Here is a 16223-nt window from a genome sequence, read left to right as displayed (position 1 = left end):
GCCGTTACCGCCCGGCGGCGGCCAGGAACGCGTCGATCGCGGCGAACGTGGCCTCCGGGGCCTCCCGGGTGGGGAGGTGGCCCGCGCCCGGGATCAGCTCGAAGCGCGCCCCGGGGATGGCGGCGGCGTACGCGCGGCCGTAGTCGGGCGGGACGACGGTGTCGTTCTCGCCCCACACCGCGAGGGCGGGCACCGTCACCCGGGTGAGCCGGTGCAGCAGCTTCGGGTCGGACTTCGTCGGCCCGGCGTAGGCCGTCAGCGCCTGGAGGGCGGCGGGTGAGGGCCCCCGGCGCGGCGCGGAGGCGCCGGAGCCTTCCCCGGGTCGGGGGCCTTCCCCGGGTCGGGGGCCTTCCCCGGGTCCGGAGCTTTCCCCGGGTCCGGGACCCTGGCCGGGTCCGGGACCCGCACCGGGCGGTGGGCCGGGCGGGGCCGTGGGGAACCGCACCTCGTGCCCCTCGATCCGCGGCCCGAACGCGCCCATGACGACCAGTCCGCCGATGCGGCGGCCCCGGTCGCGCACGGCCATCTCCGCGGCGATCCAGCCGCCGAAGGAGCTGCCGAGGACGAGGACATCGCGCAGATCGCGGTCGTCCAGCAGATCCAGATACGTCTCGACGAGGTCGTCCACGCCCGCGAACCACTCGGGCCGAGGGGTGTCCTCCCAGCCCGGGTGGGTCGGTGCCAGCACCCGGGAAGTGGCGGCGAAGTGGTCCACCACACCGCTCACGCCGGCGGGTCCGGCGCCGCCGTGCAGGACGAGCACGGGCCGGCCCGCGCCCACGTCCCGCACCGTCAGGGGCAGACCGGGGTAGGGCTCAACAATGCATTCGGTGGGCGTGGTCATCGGTCCGCACCTCCGGCGGTCATCGTGGTGAAGGCGTCCCGCAGGATCCGCAGGGCGTCCGGCTGGAAGAAGTCGACGAGGTGGTCGGCCGATTGCGTGGCCGCCGCCTCGGCGCGCGGGAACATCGCTGTCTCGTAGGCGTTCAGAGCCGTCTCCAGGTCGTCGTGGGCGGCCAGGGCGAGGGCGAGTTCCGCGCCGTCGAGCATGGCGAGGTTCGCGCCCGCCCCGGCGAAGGGGGACATCAGATGGGCGGCGTCGCCCAGGAGCGTGACGCCGGGCACGCGGTCCCAGCGGTGGCCGGTGGGCAGGGCGTGGATGGGCCGGGGGACGAGCGGGCCTTCGGTGTCGGCGATCAGCGCGCGCAGCCCCTCGTCCCAGTCGGGGAAGAGGTCCAGCAGCCGCTTCCTGGTCGCCGCCGGGTCCGTCGGGTCGATGGGGCCCGAACGGCTCCACTCCTCCGGCGCCTTGACCGCGACGTAGACGCGGATCCGGCCGCCGCCGTTGCGCTGGGCGAACAGCCCCTTCTCGTCCGCGAGGGCGAACATCGAGCCCCGGCCCACGAGTTCGGCGACGGCCGGGTGCCGGGTGTCCACGTCGTTCAGGAGGCCGTCGACGAATGACACCCCGGTGTAGACGGGATCGGCGTCGGACAGCAGGGGCCGGACCCTGGACCACGCCCCGTCCGCGCCGACCAGCACATCCGCCGCTACGGTCGTGCCGTCGGCCAGGGTGAGCGTGGGCCGCCCCGCCGCGCCGATGGCGACCGCCCGCACCTTCTGACCCCAGCGGACGGTCCCCTCCGGCAGCGACCCCAGCAGCAGCTCCTTCAGCACCCTGCGGTCGATCTCGGGACGGTCGTTGCCGTCACCGTCCTGCGGCGGGGGGACGTGGAAGCCGACGTCGGCGTCCTTGCCGAGCAGCCGCAGCTCCCCGCCTTCGGGGCGGCTCAGCGGCCGGAACTCCTCGAGCAGCCCGGCGTGCAGCAGCGCCCGCTGGCCGGACTCCTCGTCCAGGTCCAGCGTGCCGCCCTGGTCGCGTGAGGTCGCCGACGCGTCCAGTTCGTAGACGGTCGAGGGGATGCCGTGGACGTGCAGAACGCGCGCCAGCGTCAGCCCTCCCGGCCCTGCTCCGACGATGGCGATACGGCGTTGACGGCGTTGTGTGGACATGGCGGTGGACATGGCGATGGATGCCTCCCTGGGCCTCCCTGGCTCGGCGCGGGTGCGCCGTGGATGGGAGGAGCGTAGGACGACGAACGCGTTCGTGGCAAACATGTTCGTGGCGAACGCGTTCGTCGCCCGGTACGATGGCGCCATGACAGCGCACCCCACCGCCCCGCGGAGCCGCCGGGAACGTCCGGCGAAACCGGCCCTGACCCGGGAAGGCATCATCGCCACCACGGTCGACCTCATGCGTGCCGAGGGCCTGGAGCGGGTGACGATGCGCCGCCTGGCCAAGGAGCTGGACACCGGGCCGGCCTCGCTCTACGTCTACGTCCGCAACATGGCCGAGCTGCACGCCGCCGTCCTGGACGAGCTCCTCGGCGCCGTCGACCTGAGCCCGGCGACGGCGGACGGAGAGTGGCGCGACCGGCTGGTGCGGATCCTCACCTCGTACACCTCGGTGCTGTTCGAGCACCCCGGTCTCGCCCAGTCCGCCCTGGTGGCGCGCCCCTTCGGCAAGCACTATCTGAAGCTGGTGGAGGCGCTGCTGGCGCTGCTGGGCGAGGGCGGCCTCGAGCCCGACCGGGCCGCGTGGCTGCTCGATCTGCTGCTCCAGTTCGCCACCGCGACCGCGGCCGAGCACGCTCACCGGGCCCCCGGCGACACCCCGCAGAGCGAGGCGGACTGGCAGGCGCTCGCCACGGTGGTTCGGGACGTCTCACCGCGGACCCATCCGCATATCGCCGCGCTCGGCCCACGGCTGCTGTCCGGGTCCCCCCAGGACCGGCTGGCCTGGGGCTTCGACGTCCTCATCGCCGGGGCGCGGCACACCCCGCTGCCGGAGGTACTCGCCCCGTCCCCGGTGGACCCCGAGGCGACCCAGGCCGCCGGGGGCTGAGGTGACCGCGTTCAGCCGCGCCCGCGTCCGGCGGGCCGCTCGCCGGTGGTCATCCGGGCGATGTTGGACCGCTCGCCGTAGGTGAAGGGCCGGACCCGGTAGGAGGCCCGCTTCTCGTTCGGCAGGGTGATCAGCCCGAAGGAGTTGATGTCCGGGTCGAGTACGGCTACGGGGTGGAAGGAGCCGCCGCCCCGGGGCCGGTCCTCCAGCAGATAGCCCCGCTCGCCCTCGGCGTGGTCGGTCCAGGTGAACCGGATGCCGTTGGCGTGCATGACGGTCGCGCGCAGATCGGTCGGGGCGGCCGAGGGCCGCCGGACGGGGCTGGTGCGCACCCCGGCCCGTCGGATGGTGCGCGGCGGCGCCCAGGTGTGCTCCCGGCGCTGCTCCGCCTTGGTGAACGCCCCCTTGGGCAGGGTGACGTCGACCGGCCGGGACGCGGGGCCGTAGTACGGCCGCACCCGGTAGTAGAAGTGGGTCTTCGGGATCAGATCCGGGTGCCGGTAGGTGGTCTGACCGAGCGGGGCGTAGGTGAGGACCGTCCAGGGTCCGCCGGGCTCGGTCGCGAACTCCACGATCCGCCCCGCGGCGCCCGGCGCCTTCCCGTGCCAGCTCAGCTCGGCGTCGACGGGGGAGACCCGGGTGACGCTGAGCACGGTCCCGGTCCCGGTCCCGGTCCCGGTCCGGGCCGCGCCGGAGGCTTTCGGGGCGTTCGCGGCTTTCGGCGTCGCTTCCGTGGACGCCGCGCACCCGCTGATTCCGGAGAGCCCGGCGGCGACGAGAACCGCCGCCGCCAGGCCGCGTACCGAGCCGCTCACTTGCGCCAGAACTTCACGTTGCTCCACTCCACGGTGGCCGGGCCGTTGCCGCTGCCGGTGCGGTACGCCCCGAACTTGTCGTAGAAGCTGCCGCCGGGGCTGTCCACGGTGTGCTTGAGCGAGCCGTTGATGTACGTACGGTGCTCCTTGCCCACCTGGTGCACCGTGTTGACGCGCACCGTGGCGCCGACCGTCCCCGCGTTGGACAGGGTGTCCCCGCCGTGCACGGCGTACAGCCGCCCGCCGCGCTCGACCGCGAGCATGAAGTACGGACCGGCGTCGCCGTCGGTGTCGTTGAACGTCTGCTTCAGGCTGATCCGGGTGCCGCCCATGCTGGTGACCCGGAAGTAGCCCTCGAACTGATGGGTCCCGCCGGTGTAGGTGTCATAGCGCCGTTCGGCCCGCTGGTCCCCGCTCGCGGTGGAGCAGGTGAGCTTGAAGGTGAGGTTGTCGACCTCTCCGCACCCCCGCTCCTGCACCTTGAACCCCGGGGACTCGGACGACCAGCCGCCCGGTTCGACCTCGGCGTGCGCGACGCCCGACGCCGCCAGCAGCAGTCCGCAGGCGGCGGACATCCCGGCGATCACACGGTGTTTCCTGGGCACGGTTCCACTCCTCTACTTGACCCAATAGCGGATGTTGCGGAACCGGGCCTCGGCCCGGCCACTGCCGTGGTGATAGACGCCGTTCTTGAAGTAGCGCGTCGCCGGTCCCCGGTCGTCGACCGTCAGCACCAGCTTGTCGTCGGCGTAGACCTGGATCTTTCCGGTGTCCGCGTCATGGGCCACCTTCAGGTTCCACCAGGTGTTGTAGATACCGGTCTTGATGACGGAATCCGTATAGCGCTTGAGCGTCCCGCCGTTCGCGCTGGACGCCCGCAGCATGATGTCGGTGGCCGGTGTTCCGCTGGGGTGCTTGCCCCGCAGGATCTGCATGATGTCCGCGCCGTTCGTCCCGGACGGCACATACACATCGGCGTCCCACATGTGCTTCCCCGAGGAGTACTCCTGCTTCCACCGCATCTCGGTGCGCGGATCGGTGTCGCTGCCCTCTTCGAGCGGCTCGTCCGTGGAGTTGACCCACATGGTGTGGGTCTTCGTGCTCGAGTTGTAGCTGTAGCGCTCGCTCAGGTCGAGATTCCACGGCTTGTGCATCGAGTATGTGAACGACGTCTGCGTCCATCCATCGGTCGGTGACGCCGCGGCCTCCTTCGCCGCGGCCGTCCCCCCGGACGCGACTCCCGCCGACAGGACTCCGGCGAGCGCGGCGAGCGCCAGAGCCGTCCTGAAGCTGGGGGTGCGTCTGGTGTGTCTGGTGCGTAATGCGGGCATACGGGCCCACCTCCGGTCTGTTCCGTTCCCTTGTTGGATCATGGTCTAGACCAAGAGTCAAGGTAGGGCAGAGTCGATGGCGTGTCCATATCAATGAACAGAATTCACGACTGTGGTGCGGAGCGTGGCGGGTCGGGTCAACTCCGCCGCAGCGCCTTCACCATGACCAGCTCCCTGGTCACGCCGTCGGCCAGCAGATCGCCCGGTTCCCGGGTGGCGGCGAAACCATGCCGCTCGTAGAGGGTGATCGCCGGTGCGTTGCCCGGGATCACCGCCAGCCGCAGCGCCGTGGCGCCCGTCCGCAGGGCCCAGGTCTCTACCGCCGCGATCAGCCGGCCGCCGACGCCGTGGCCGCGTGCCTCGGGGCTGACCCAGACCGACCTCAGCTCCGGCGGCCGTCCGTCCCCGTCCCCTGGCATGCCGCCCGCCATCCCGACGGCCCGGCCGTTCAGCAGGGCCACGACGTGGTAGGCGTCCGGCATCTCCAGCCGGGCTCGCCACCGCTCCTCGCCGCCGCGGTGCCAGTCGGCGAGCCGGGACTTGAAGGCGTGCGGCGCCTCGGCCAGCGCGGTCCGGCGTGCGTCCCGCCACAGCGGCCAGTCGTCCGTCGTGACCACCCGCAGCCGCACCATGCCGCCCAGTCTCCCGCACCGTCGATCGCCGTTGACCGCCGCCGATCACCATCGACCGCCGTCGAGCCGGGTCGAGCCGCGTCGAGCCGCGTCGAGCATCGTCGCCCCCGAGGGGAGATGGCCGGGTTCACCCCGCTGTGCCATGCTTTGAGGAGAGGCGCCATCCCTTTCGAGGGGGCGCGGCAGCGAAGGCCCCGCCGGTGGTCGTGACCGGTCGCCGCGCGGAGGCCGATCAAGGGCCCGGGTACGCCCACGAGACCGGCGGTCCACGCACGGAGGCGGTGCAGGCGTGCTGTGACCGGGCATGTGCTGACGTTCACGGGGACCGCGTTGGTGGCTGTCTATGTGCTGGACGCGGAGGGTGCCGAGCTGCGGTTGGCCGAGACGGTGCGCGGTGCCGGACGGTCGTACGCGCTGTCGGCCCGCTACCCCCTGTCCGGGCGCTCGCCCGTCGCCGACGCCTTCCGCGCCGGACGCCCCCTGTGGCTGACCCCCACCGAACTCGCCGCCTACGGCCCCATCGGGCCCACCACGCCCGAAACCCCCACCACGCCCGGCGTCTCGCTCGGGGCGCTGCCGCTCGGCGGGGACGGCAAGGGGCTGGGGTGTCTGGTGGTGGTGGACGAGGCGCCCGACGGGATCGACGCCGACCGCCGCGGTTTCATCGAGCTCTACGCCCACCACGTGGCCGCCGGGGTCGAGGCGGCCGGGCCGCAGGCGCTCACCCAGCGGAGACCCGAGCTGCCCGGCCTCACCCTGGACCGGCTGCGGGTCGGCTCGTTCGTCCTGCACCTCGACAGCGGGCGGATGACCGCCGACACCCAGGTGCTCGACCTCTTCGGCATCCGCGGGGAGGACTTCGACGGACGGGTGGAGACCCTGCTGGCGGTCGCCGTCCCGGACGACATCCCCGCCCTGATGTCGGTCCTGGAGCCCGACCTGCTGACCTCCGGCACCGCACAGTTGGAGTTCCGGATCCGCCGGCCGAACGGGGAGCTGCGCTGGCTGGGACTGCGCGCCCGGGTCGAGACGGGGGCGGACGGCACGCCCTGGCGCATGCTCGGCGTGATCGCGGAGACCTCGCACCTGCGGCCCAGCGCCGACGAGGTGTCCCTCGTGCAGCGGCTGTCCGCCGCCCTGGCCGGGGCCACCACCGTCCGCGACGTGGGCCGGGCCGTGGTCGGCGCGCTGCGCGATCCACTGGGGGCGGGCCGGCTCGCGGTCGCCGAACTCCAGGCCGATCAGCTGGTGGTCGGCGTCCTCGCCCCCGCCGAACCCGCCGCCTGGCCCGAGGTGTGGCGGGCCGCCTGGCGCTCCGAATGGCCCGAGCCGCCCAGCCATGCCCTGCCCACGCTGGCGGAGGCGCTGCGGGAGGGGCAGGTCAGCCTCTGGCCCGAGGGCGCCGGTCTCGAACCCGGGCTCGCCGGTATCGGCCCCGGCGGCCTCGCCGTCCTCCCGCTCCCGGCGGACGGCCGAATCGTCGGCGTCTGCCTGATCGGCTGGGAGCAGCGGCATGAGTTCGGCCCGGAGGAGCGCTCGCTGCTGACCGCGACCGCCGGTCTGGTGGGCCAGGCACTGGTGCGCGCCCACGCCCTGGACGCCGAGCACGAGCTGGCCACCATGCTCCAGCGCAGCCTGCTGCCCCGGAAGCTGCCGGAGCTGCCCGGCGGGGTGGCCGTCACCCGCTATCTGCCCGCGACGATGGGCCTGGAGGTGGGCGGCGACTGGTACGACGTCATCCCGCTGCCGGACGGCCATGTGGCGCTGGTCATCGGCGATGTGCAGGGCCACAGCGCCGCGGCCGCCACGATCATGGGCCAGATGCGCACCGCCATCCGGGCCTACGCGGTGGAGGGCCACCCGCCCGATGTGGTCGTGGCGCACGCCAACCGCCTTCTCGTCGGCATGGAGACCGATCTCTTCGCGACCTGCTGCTACGCCGACCTCGACATGGAGGAGGGCGAGGCGTGGTTCGTCCGGGCCGGACACATCCAGCCGCTGCTGCGCCAGCCGGACGGCACCACCGCGGAGCTCGACGTCGAGGGCGGCCCGCCGCTGGGCGTGGTCGCGGACGCCGAGTTCCCGATGACCGCGGCCGGGCTGTCCGCCGGCACCCTGATCGCGCTGCTCACCGACGGCCTGGTCGAGTCCGCCCGGCTCGACCTGGACGACGGGGTGCGCCGGGCCTGCCAGGCGCTGGCCCGCGCCGACCCGTCCGACCCCGGCGGGGTCGCGGACGCGCTGCTCGGCGGGGACAGCCGCCGGGACGACGACGTGGCGCTGCTGCTGCTGCGCTACGACGGGATGCGGGTGCGGCCCATCCGGGCGAGCTGGACGGTGTGGCGGCTGCCCGACGCCGTGATGCACGCCCGCCGCTTCACCGCGCGCACCCTGCGCAACTGGGGGCTGGCGGACGAGCTGGACGTGGCCCTGCTGGTCACCTCCGAGTTGGTCACCAACGCCCTGGTGCACACCCGTGGCGAGGTGCGGCTGAATCTGACGCTGACCGCGGACCGGCTGCGGATCGCGGTGAACGACCCCTCGCCGCGTACCCCCGTCAAACCGACGACCGTGGACTGGGAGGCCACCGGCGGGCGGGGGCTGCTGCTGATCGAGGCGATGTCGCAGACCTGGGGCTCGGTGCCGCTGAGCGGGGGCAAGCAGGTCTGGGGCGAGATCAGCTTGTCGTCCCCGCGGGAGGAGCCCCGGGGCGCACCCCCGGAAGGGCCCTCGCCCCCGGAGGAGCTCCCGGCGGAGCTCCCGGAGGAGCCGCCCGACGCGGGGCCCGGGGAACGGACGGAGGGGGACGAGGGGGCCACGGGGAGGAGAGGGCCGAGAAGGAGGAGGGCGAGGCGATGAGCCGTTTCCGTACGCGCTGGGCGGTGAGCCGTTCCCGTACGCGCTGGGCGATGATCCCCACCCGTACGCGCTCCCGGGCGCACCCCCCGACGCGTTCCCGTACGCGCTCCCGTACGCGCTTCCGTACGCGCGACCGCCTTCGCGCGGCCGTCGCCGTCGCGGTCGGCCTCGTCCTGGCCGTGTCCCTCGCCGCCTGCGGCAAGGCGGCCCAGGTCGGCGAGACGGTAGGCGCGGCCGGGACCCACCACGGGCCGCTGCGGATCGGCCTGCTGCTCCCGGAGAACGAGATCGTCCGTTTCGAGCGCTTCGACGCACCCCTGATCCAGCACCGGGTCAGGCAGCTCTGCCCGAGCTGCACGGTGAGCTACTCCAGCGCCCAGCACGATCCCACCTCCCAGCGCAGCCAGATCGACGCCATGATCACGAACGGGGTCGATGTCCTCATCCTGGACGCGGTCGACACCAAGGCCGTCCGCCACTCCGTGATCCAGGCCCGCCGCGCCGGTGTCCCGGTCGTCGCCTACGACCGTCTGGCCGAAGGGCCCATCTCCGGCTATGTCTCCTTCGACGGCGGAAGGGTTGGCAAGCTCCAGGGCGAGGCGCTGCTGAGGGCGCTGGGACCGCATCCCGCGAACCGCCAGATCGTCATGATGAACGGCTCGTCAACCGACCCCAACGCGGGCTGGTTCGAACGGGGAGCGCGGTCCGTCCTCCAGGGCAAGGTCAAGATCGCCAAGTCCTACGAGACCGTCGGCTGGCGGCCGGAGAACGCCAACCGCAACATGTCCGCCGCCATCGCCGCCCTGGGCCCCTACGGCATCGACGGCGTCCTCGCCGCCAACGACGGCCTGGCCTCGGGTGTCATCACCGCCCTCAAGGCGGCCCGGATCCATCCGATCCCCCCGGTCACCGGCCAGGACGCCGAGGTGGCGGGCATTCAGCGGATCCTCGCGGGCGAGCAGTACATGACCGTCTACAAGCCGTTCAAGCCCGAGGCGTACACCGCCGCGGAGATGGCCATCGCGCTGGGACGGGGCAGATCGCTCAACGGGATCGCGACGCGGCGGGTCAACAACTCCACCACCCGTGGCATCCCCGCGGTGCTGCTCGAACCGCTGGCCGTCACCGTGCACAACATCAAGAGCACCGTCATCAAGGACGGTCTGTATCGCGTCGATCAGATATGCACCAAGAAGTACGTGGACGACTGCCGCAGGGCCGGGCTCACCGACTCGAACGGCTCATCGCACAACGCCAAATGAATGGCACGACGCGGAATGAATGGCACGACGCGAAATGAATCGCACGAGGCGGAATGAAGGGAGGCGCGGATGGCCCGACCGTCGGCCCCGCCCCTGCTGGCGCTGAGCGGCGTCTTCAAGCGCTTCGGCGCGGTCCAGGCGCTCAGGGACGTCGAGCTGGAGATCCACGCCGGTGAGGTCATCGCCCTGGTGGGCGACAACGGCGCGGGGAAGTCCACCCTGGTCAAGGTGATCGCGGGCGTCGAACCGGCCGACACGGGCACCCTCGAATGGCAGGGCCGCCCCATCCACATCGGCCGTCCGCACGACGCCCAGCACCTGGGGATCGCCACCGTCTACCAGGACCTCGCGCTCTGCGACAACCTCGACGTCGTCGGCAATCTCTTCCTCGGCCGCGAGCTCACCCGGATCGGGGTCCTGGACGAGGTGGAGATGGAGCGCCGCACCCGCGATCTGCTGGCCACCCTCTCCATCCGCATCCCCGACGTCCGCAGGCCCGTCGCGGCCCTCTCCGGAGGCCAGCGGCAGACCGTCGCCATCTCCCGGGCGCTGCTCGGCGCACCGAACCTGGTGATGCTGGACGAGCCCACCGCCGCCCTCGGCATCGAGCAGACCGCTCAGGTCCTCGACCTGGTGGAACGGCTCCGTGACCGCGGGCTCGGGGTGCTGCTGGTCAGCCACAACCTGGGCGACGTCAAGGCCGTCGCGGACTGGGTCGCGGTGCTGCGCCTGGGCCGCAACAACGGGTTCTTCGACGTCACCACCACCTCCCAGGAGCAGATCGTCTCCTCCATCACCGGCGCGTCCGACAACGCGGTCACGCGGCGCGCGGCGCGGGAGGGGGAGCTGTGAGCATCCCCGGCGGATCCAGCGCCCACGCTGCCGAACGCTTCACCAGCGCGTTCGGGCGCCGAGTGGGCGGCGGTACGTTCGGCGCCGTCCCGGTCCTGCTCGGGCTGCTCGCGATCTGGATCACCTTCCAGATCCTCAACCCGCACTTCCTCTCCCCGCGCAACCTCTCCAACCTCAGCGTGGACATCGTCGGCACCGGCATGATCGCGGTCGGCGTGATCTTCGTGCTGCTGGTCGGCGAGATCGATCTGTCGGTGGGTTCGGTGAGCGGCCTGGCCTCCGCCCTGTTCGCCGTGTTGAACGTCAACTTCGGCATGCCCGAACCACCCGCCATCATCCTGGGCGCCCTCTGCGGTACGGCGGTCGGCTTCGTCCACGGCTTCTTCACGGCCGTGGTCGGCGTCCCCGCGTTCGTGGTCACCCTCGCCGGACTGCTGGGGTGGTACGGCCTGATGCTCGCCATCATGGGCGCGTACGGCACCATCAACCTCGACGATCAGGGCCTGGTCGCCCAGCTCACCAACTACTACTTCTCCGATGTCGCCGCCGCCTACGCCCTGGCGGCGGTCGGCACCGCCGGGTACTTCCTCACCGCCTGGCGCGATGTCCAGCGCCGCCGCGCCGCCGGAGTGCCCACCCGCCCCCCGGCCTGGATCGCCGTCCGCACGGGCGTGCTCGCGGTGCTCGCCTTCGCCGCCGCGTATGTGCTCAACCAGTTCCAGGGCCTGCCGCTCGCCCTCCTGATCTTCGTGGTCGTCCTCGTCATCCTCGACTACGTCCTGCGCCGCACGGCCTACGGCCGGATGATCTTCGCCCTGGGCGGCGGCGTCGAAGCGGCCCGCCGCGCCGGGATCAACGTGGCCTGGGTGCGCACCTCCGCGTTCATGATGTCGAGCACGATGGCCGCCATCGGCGGTCTCTTCCTGGCCTCCCGGATCAACTCGGTCAGCCAGACGTCGGTCTCCACCGACCTGCTGATGAACGCCATCGCCGCGGCCGTCATCGGCGGCACGAGCCTCTTCGGCGGCCGCGGCAGCACCTGGTCCGCCCTGCTGGGCGTGCTCGTCATCCAGTCGATCGCCTCGGGCGTCGCCCTCATGGACATCCAGACCGCCGTCCAGTTCATGATCACTGGCGGGGTGCTGCTGCTCGCCGTCGTGGTCGACACCCTCTCCCGCCGGGCGCAACGGGCCCACGGCCGGGCCTGATTTCCGGCGCGGGTCCATTCGCACTAAGGCGTCGTGTCGTTCTTGCCGCTGATCGCGGCCGTTGGGCAGGCTGCGGGCAACATTGCCGACCGATTTATCGAGTCTTTCGAGAAAGGTGGTCTGGTGAAGAAGGTCATTCGCCTGGCGGTGCTGGGTGTATCCGTTGCCTGCGCCCTGGTTTTCGGCGGCGTCAACGCGGCACAGGCCCAGAAGTGGCCGATCCTTCCCAAGGAGTTCTTCAGCGGCCTTACCGGCCCGGGGACGAATCAGGATAACGAATGTGACTCCAAACTGTCGCTCGGAGCCCCCGGAACGAGTGGTGGAGGCAGCAGTAGCACCCCCGCCCAGCCGGGGCCGCCCGGCGGTTTTGGATCCAACTGCCAGAACACCCGCGGCTAGGGGGACCGTGTCCGTGGCCGACACGGGAGGGACCGGCCCCGGCCGGTCCCTCCCGTCCCTCGTGGTTCTGGCGGTGACCGCCGCGGTGTTGCTCGGCGCCGCGTGCTGGCACCTCGCCACGCTCTTTCTGGCCGTTACGCCGGACAACCCGGTCCGGAGCCGGTATGCACATCTGATCAACGGGCATGTCTATCCGGAATTCACCCAGGGCTGGCAGCTGTTCGCGCCCGAGCCGCTCCATGAGAACGTCGTCGTGGAGGCCAGGGTCCGCACCGACCGGAATTCCGAAAAGCCCCGCGCGGGGCACTGGGTCAACCTGACGACTCAGGATGTCGCCGCTATCCGGCACAATCCCGTTCCCAGCCACGCACATCAGAACATGCTCCGGCTGGCATGGGACTTCTATCAGAATTCCCACAGCCGGCGGAACGCTCCGATCGGTGTGCGGGGAATCCTCTTCGGCGAATACGTCAAGCGGATCGCCCTCCAGCGCATCGAGGGGCGACGTGGCGGGCTTGATGGTGAGCGGGTCGTCGCCGTGCAGGTGCGCGTCACCGCCAGGCCGGTGGCCCCGCCCCGTTGGAGCGACCGGGCGTCGTCCGCGTCCGTGCAGAGTGCCCGCCACCGTACGTTGCCGTGGTGGTCGGTGAAGGACCAGGACCGCAGGGGGCTGTGACATGAGCATCGACCACCTCGACCACCTCGGCCACCCCTCGACGCGGCCCGCCACCGCTCCATGGGCGAGTGCCGCCGGCGGGCGATGGCGGCAGGCGGCGGCGAGACCGATCGCCTTCGCCTGCGATGCGCATGCGCGGTATCAGTGCGCCCTGTTCCGGATCGGCCTCAGCGGCCTCGTCCTGGCCTTCCTGCTGCGCGAATGGCCGCACCGGCGGGTGCTCTACGGCGACCGCAGCCCCTGGGCGCTGGACCTGGCGGCCCGCCTGGTCGCGGAGAACCACGCCTTCACCGTGCTCACCTGGAGCGCCGGACGCTGGTGGTTCGAATGCGTCTACCACGGCGCGATCCTGGTGGCCGCCCTGCTGATGCTCGGCTGGCGGACCCGGGCCACCTCCGTTCTCTTCCTGGTCGCCGTTCTCTCGCTCCAGAACCGCAATCCGCTCATCGGGGACGGCGGGGACAACGTGATCGGCGTGATGGCCATCTACCTGGCCTTCACCCAATGCGGAGCCGTCTGGTCCGTCGACGCCCGCCGCGCCCGCCGCAACCGCAGGGACGGCCGGGTCGACCGGGCCGGGTTCGTGATGTGGCAGATCCTCGGCGTGGCCCTCCTGTGGGTGTCGGACGGCTTCCAGGGAACCGCCTGGGCGGCGGTCCTGTGGGCCTTCTGGATCTGCCAGGGCCTCTGGTACGCGGCCCGCCGATGGTCACGGGGAGCGTGGTCGCGCGAACTGCTCGACGCGGCCGCCACGATGCTGCACAACTGCGCGATGCTCGTAATCGCGGCCCAGATCTGCCTCATCTACGCCACGGCCGGCTGGTACAAGATCCAAGGCACCCGCTGGCAGGACGGCAGCGGGCTCCACTACGCCCTGCACCTCGACTACTTCAGCCCCTGGCCCGGACTCGGCAGCCTGCTCGCGAGCCATATGCTCCTGATCGTCCTGCTGGGCTACGGGACCGTGGTGATGCAGGTGGCCTTCCCCTTCCTGCTCGGCTACCGACGCCTCAAGACCGCGCTGCTGGCGGTGATGATCCTCGAACACGCCGGAATCGCCGTCCTGCTCGGCCTGCCCTTCCTGTCGGCCGCGATGGTCGTCTGCGACGCGGTGTTCCTGCCGACGGCTCTGCTCAGGCCGTCGCGAAGGTCAGGAAGTCGGCCCAGGCGGTAGCGGGTATGCGGAGGCGGGGGCCGTCGGGGTTCTTGGAGTCCCGTATGTGGATGGTGGTGGGGGTGGTGGCGACCTCGACGCACTCGCCGCCGGTGTTGTCGCTGTAGCTGCTCTTGAACCACACGAGTCTGCTCATAACTCACCCATCAACTTCTCGATGAAGCGCACGGATTCCTCCGGCCTGAGGGCCTGGGACCTGATCATGGCATAGCGGCGGGCCAGGACACCCACCTCTTCCGGTTTGGACAACAGGATGCTTTGGCCATGGCCCTCAAGGTAGGCCACGGGCGTCTCCTCGGGTGTCTCGATCAATGTCATCGGGCCAGGAAGCCCGGCGTGCCCAGCTTGGCTCATGGGCATGACCTGGATGACGACATTCGGGCGGGCGGTGCACTCGGTGAGGTGCGTGTATTGGGTGCGCATGACCTCCGGCCCGCCGATGTGGCGCCGTAGCGCGGCCTCTTCGAGGATGACATTGACCACGGCTGCTGGTTTGCGGTCAAAGAGCGCCTTGCGGTCCATGCGAGCGGCGACGAGCTTCGTGACCTCCTCTCTGTCGAGCGGAGGGAATGCGTAGTCGAACAGCGCGGTGGCGTACCCCTCCGTCTGCAGCAGGCCATGGAGCAGATGCGTACAGTACGACGACAGACTGAGCGCTTCTTGTTCCAGCTGGGCGAGACCCTGAAAGTGAGCGGGATACCGCTCAAGCCGCAAATACTTGATCGCAGAACGAAGCAACCCGCCCGCGTCCAGTGCCTTCTCGGCCGCGTCGATGAACTCGTCCGTCGGCGGCTTCGCGCATGTCTCGACGGCGCTCACCGCCGACCCGGTGTAGTTCATCAGCGCACCCAACTCGTCCTGGGTCAGCCCCGCCCGTTCCCGCAGAAGCCGCAGGACAGCGGCGAAGTACTGCACGGTCGGCGGAGCGGAGTCCTTCTTCTTCGACTGGGCCACGCAGGCCACCCCCTCAACAACTCTCAACGCCAATCAACCTGCGTTCGACCAGAGTTGCCGGTCGCCGCAGTCGACGCTCTGTTACTGGTGAAGGTAGTCGCCTGCACTGACAGTGGGAGGATGAACGCGGAAAGTCACGACGTAAATCCACTCCATGGCTGGAAGCAGAGGTTTACGCCCGTCCCCCCATCCGTCCCCCACGCCCGCCGCGCCGCAGATGTCGCTCTCCGCGCCTGGGGCCTGGACCGGAGCTCGGCGGCCCTCGTCCTGCTGGTCGTCTCCGAGCTGGCGACGAACGCCATCCGCCATGGACGCGTACCGGGGCGGTACTTCGAGGTGCGTATCGCATATGACGCAGAAAAAATGGTCGGGGTCGAGGTGTCCGATCCCCGCGAGGGGCACCCCGCCCTGGCGGACCCCACACCGGACGACGAATCCGGACGCGGCCTGGCGATCGTGGATGCCCTCGCCGAGGCGTGGGGCGTCCGGGAGCGCATCGTCGGCAAAACGGTCTGGGCCCGGATCCGCCTCTAGAGGTGCTCGGTTGGGCGCGGCGCCGTCTCGCGCCTTCGGCGCAAATTGAGCATGGGTCGGGGGTGCCGGGGCGGGGGCCGCGTCGCCGGCCGCCGGGCCGGTGGGGGCGGAGCGAGTGGCGGCATCCGGGCTCGCGGGCCGGGGTCGATCCGGACTGCGGGCCCCTCCGGGTACCCCTCTCAAAAACGCTTGATCTAGCGCAACTAATAACAGATTCCACAGAATGGCCACCGTCATCGACATCGCCTCCCGCCGTCTGGCCGGTTGGGCGATCGCGGATCACATGCGCACCGATCTCGTCACCGACGCCCTGGCCGCCGCCGAACGCACCCGCGGCAGTCTCGCCGGGGCGGTCATGCACACCGACTACGGGGCCCAGTACACCAGCCGGGCCTTCGCCGACGCCTGCCGCCAGGCCGGCACCCGCCAGTCGATGAGCGCGATCGGCTCCAGTGCGGACAACGCACTTGCCGAGTCCCGGCTGGCTGCACCGCTACAACACCCGACGCCGTCACTCCCGCTTCGGACAACGCAGTCCCATCGCCTACGAAACAGCGTCCCGGACAACACCAACTACGCTGGCCCTAGCCGCTTAGCCCGTGTCCAAGACTCGGGGTCAAGG

General features: G+C 71.1%; 17 protein-coding genes and 1 pseudogene. 10 read left to right on the top strand and 8 right to left on the bottom strand.

Going from position 1 to position 16223, the window contains the following annotated elements:
- Positions 1-4 precede the first annotated feature (4 nt).
- Together JK364_RS22450 and JK364_RS22445 are read right to left on the bottom strand one after the other, a co-directional pair.
- Complete coding sequence (locus tag JK364_RS22450; RefSeq protein WP_201852952.1) at positions 5-844, bottom strand: alpha/beta fold hydrolase; 840 nt, start codon at positions 842-844, stop codon at positions 5-7.
- Positions 841-2025: an FAD-dependent oxidoreductase gene (locus JK364_RS22445; protein WP_230992369.1), complete on the bottom strand. Its 1185-nt coding sequence runs from the start codon at positions 2023-2025 to the stop codon at positions 841-843. The genes JK364_RS22450 and JK364_RS22445 overlap by 4 nt, the downstream gene beginning before the upstream one ends.
- A 133-nt stretch (positions 2026-2158) precedes the next feature.
- Here JK364_RS22445 and JK364_RS22440 point away from each other — a divergent pair, with 133 nt between their 5' ends.
- Positions 2159-2905 carry a TetR/AcrR family transcriptional regulator gene (locus tag JK364_RS22440; protein WP_201852951.1) on the top strand — a complete coding sequence of 249 codons (747 nt, stop codon included), beginning with the start codon at positions 2159-2161 and terminating at the stop codon, positions 2903-2905.
- A gap of 11 nt (positions 2906-2916) precedes the next feature.
- On the opposite strand, the gene JK364_RS22435 is transcribed toward JK364_RS22440, so the two are convergent.
- The 4 genes from JK364_RS22435 to JK364_RS22420 form a co-directional block, all read right to left on the bottom strand.
- On the bottom strand, positions 2917-3720 hold the full coding sequence (locus tag JK364_RS22435) for a fibronectin type III domain-containing protein (RefSeq protein ID WP_307841360.1): 804 nt from the start codon (positions 3718-3720) through the stop codon (positions 2917-2919).
- Positions 3717-4325: a hypothetical protein gene (locus JK364_RS22430; RefSeq protein WP_201852950.1), complete on the bottom strand. Its 609-nt coding sequence runs from the start codon at positions 4323-4325 to the stop codon at positions 3717-3719. Before JK364_RS22430 ends, JK364_RS22435 begins: the two co-directional genes overlap by 4 nt.
- A 12-nt stretch (positions 4326-4337) precedes the next feature.
- On the bottom strand, positions 4338-5051 hold the full coding sequence (locus tag JK364_RS22425; protein WP_230992368.1) for a polysaccharide lyase family protein: 714 nt from the start codon (positions 5049-5051) through the stop codon (positions 4338-4340).
- Positions 5052-5188: 137 nt separating this feature from the next.
- Complete coding sequence (locus JK364_RS22420) at positions 5189-5683, bottom strand: GNAT family N-acetyltransferase (protein WP_201852949.1); 495 nt, start codon at positions 5681-5683, stop codon at positions 5189-5191.
- 294 nt (positions 5684-5977) lie between these two features.
- Between JK364_RS22420 and JK364_RS22415 the strand changes: the two genes are divergently transcribed.
- The 7 genes from JK364_RS22415 to JK364_RS22385 all read left to right on the top strand — a co-directional run bounded on the left by JK364_RS22415 (position 5978) and on the right by JK364_RS22385 (position 14113).
- Entirely contained in the window at positions 5978-8542 is a 2565-nt protein-coding gene (locus JK364_RS22415) for a SpoIIE family protein phosphatase (protein WP_201852948.1), read from the top strand.
- Positions 8539-9804, top strand: a complete 1266-nt coding sequence (locus JK364_RS22410) for a sugar ABC transporter substrate-binding protein (RefSeq protein ID WP_201852947.1) — start codon at positions 8539-8541, stop codon at positions 9802-9804. Before JK364_RS22415 ends, JK364_RS22410 begins: the two co-directional genes overlap by 4 nt.
- Positions 9805-9873: 69 nt before the next feature.
- Positions 9874-10656 (top strand): ATP-binding cassette domain-containing protein, encoded by a 783-nt coding sequence (locus tag JK364_RS22405; RefSeq protein ID WP_201852946.1) that lies wholly within the window; start codon positions 9874-9876, stop codon positions 10654-10656.
- A complete protein-coding gene (locus tag JK364_RS22400; protein WP_201852945.1) occupies positions 10653-11864 on the top strand; it encodes a sugar ABC transporter permease in 1212 nt (403 codons plus the stop codon). The genes JK364_RS22405 and JK364_RS22400 overlap by 4 nt, the downstream gene beginning before the upstream one ends.
- A gap of 33 nt (positions 11865-11897) precedes the next feature.
- On the top strand, positions 11898-12263 hold the full coding sequence (locus tag JK364_RS22395) for a hypothetical protein (protein ID WP_201852944.1): 366 nt from the start codon (positions 11898-11900) through the stop codon (positions 12261-12263).
- A 13-nt stretch (positions 12264-12276) separates the two neighbouring features.
- Positions 12277-12939 (top strand): DUF5819 family protein, encoded by a 663-nt coding sequence (locus JK364_RS22390; protein ID WP_201852943.1) that lies wholly within the window; start codon positions 12277-12279, stop codon positions 12937-12939.
- Between the two features lies 1 nt (position 12940).
- The gene (locus tag JK364_RS22385; protein ID WP_201852942.1) at positions 12941-14113 is read left to right on the top strand and encodes an HTTM domain-containing protein; all 1173 of its coding nucleotides are present in this window, start codon (positions 12941-12943) and stop codon (positions 14111-14113) included.
- Here JK364_RS22385 and JK364_RS22380 read toward each other — a convergent pair.
- Together JK364_RS22380 and JK364_RS22375 are read right to left on the bottom strand one after the other, a co-directional pair.
- Positions 14073-14249, bottom strand: coding sequence for a DUF397 domain-containing protein (locus JK364_RS22380; protein ID WP_201852941.1), 177 nt, complete (start codon positions 14247-14249; stop codon positions 14073-14075). The genes JK364_RS22385 and JK364_RS22380 overlap by 41 nt on opposite strands.
- A complete protein-coding gene (locus JK364_RS22375) occupies positions 14246-15067 on the bottom strand; it encodes a helix-turn-helix domain-containing protein (protein WP_201852940.1) in 822 nt (273 codons plus the stop codon). Before JK364_RS22375 ends, JK364_RS22380 begins: the two co-directional genes overlap by 4 nt.
- A 120-nt stretch (positions 15068-15187) precedes the next feature.
- On the opposite strand from JK364_RS22375, the gene JK364_RS22370 reads away from it, so the two are divergent.
- Positions 15188-15601 (top strand): ATP-binding protein, encoded by a 414-nt coding sequence (locus tag JK364_RS22370; protein ID WP_201852939.1) that lies wholly within the window; start codon positions 15188-15190, stop codon positions 15599-15601.
- A 223-nt stretch (positions 15602-15824) separates the two neighbouring features.
- A pseudogene (locus JK364_RS22365) lies at positions 15825-16197 on the top strand (transposase); the annotation flags it as partial.
- Between the last annotated feature and the right edge of the window lie 26 nt (positions 16198-16223).

The sequence above is a fragment of the Streptomyces endocoffeicus genome (assembly GCF_016741935.1).
Classification (GTDB): Bacteria; Actinomycetota; Actinomycetes; order Streptomycetales; family Streptomycetaceae; genus Streptomyces; species Streptomyces endocoffeicus.
Note: the sequence above shows the minus strand (reverse complement) of the source record. Positions and strands in the feature narration are given on the sequence as shown.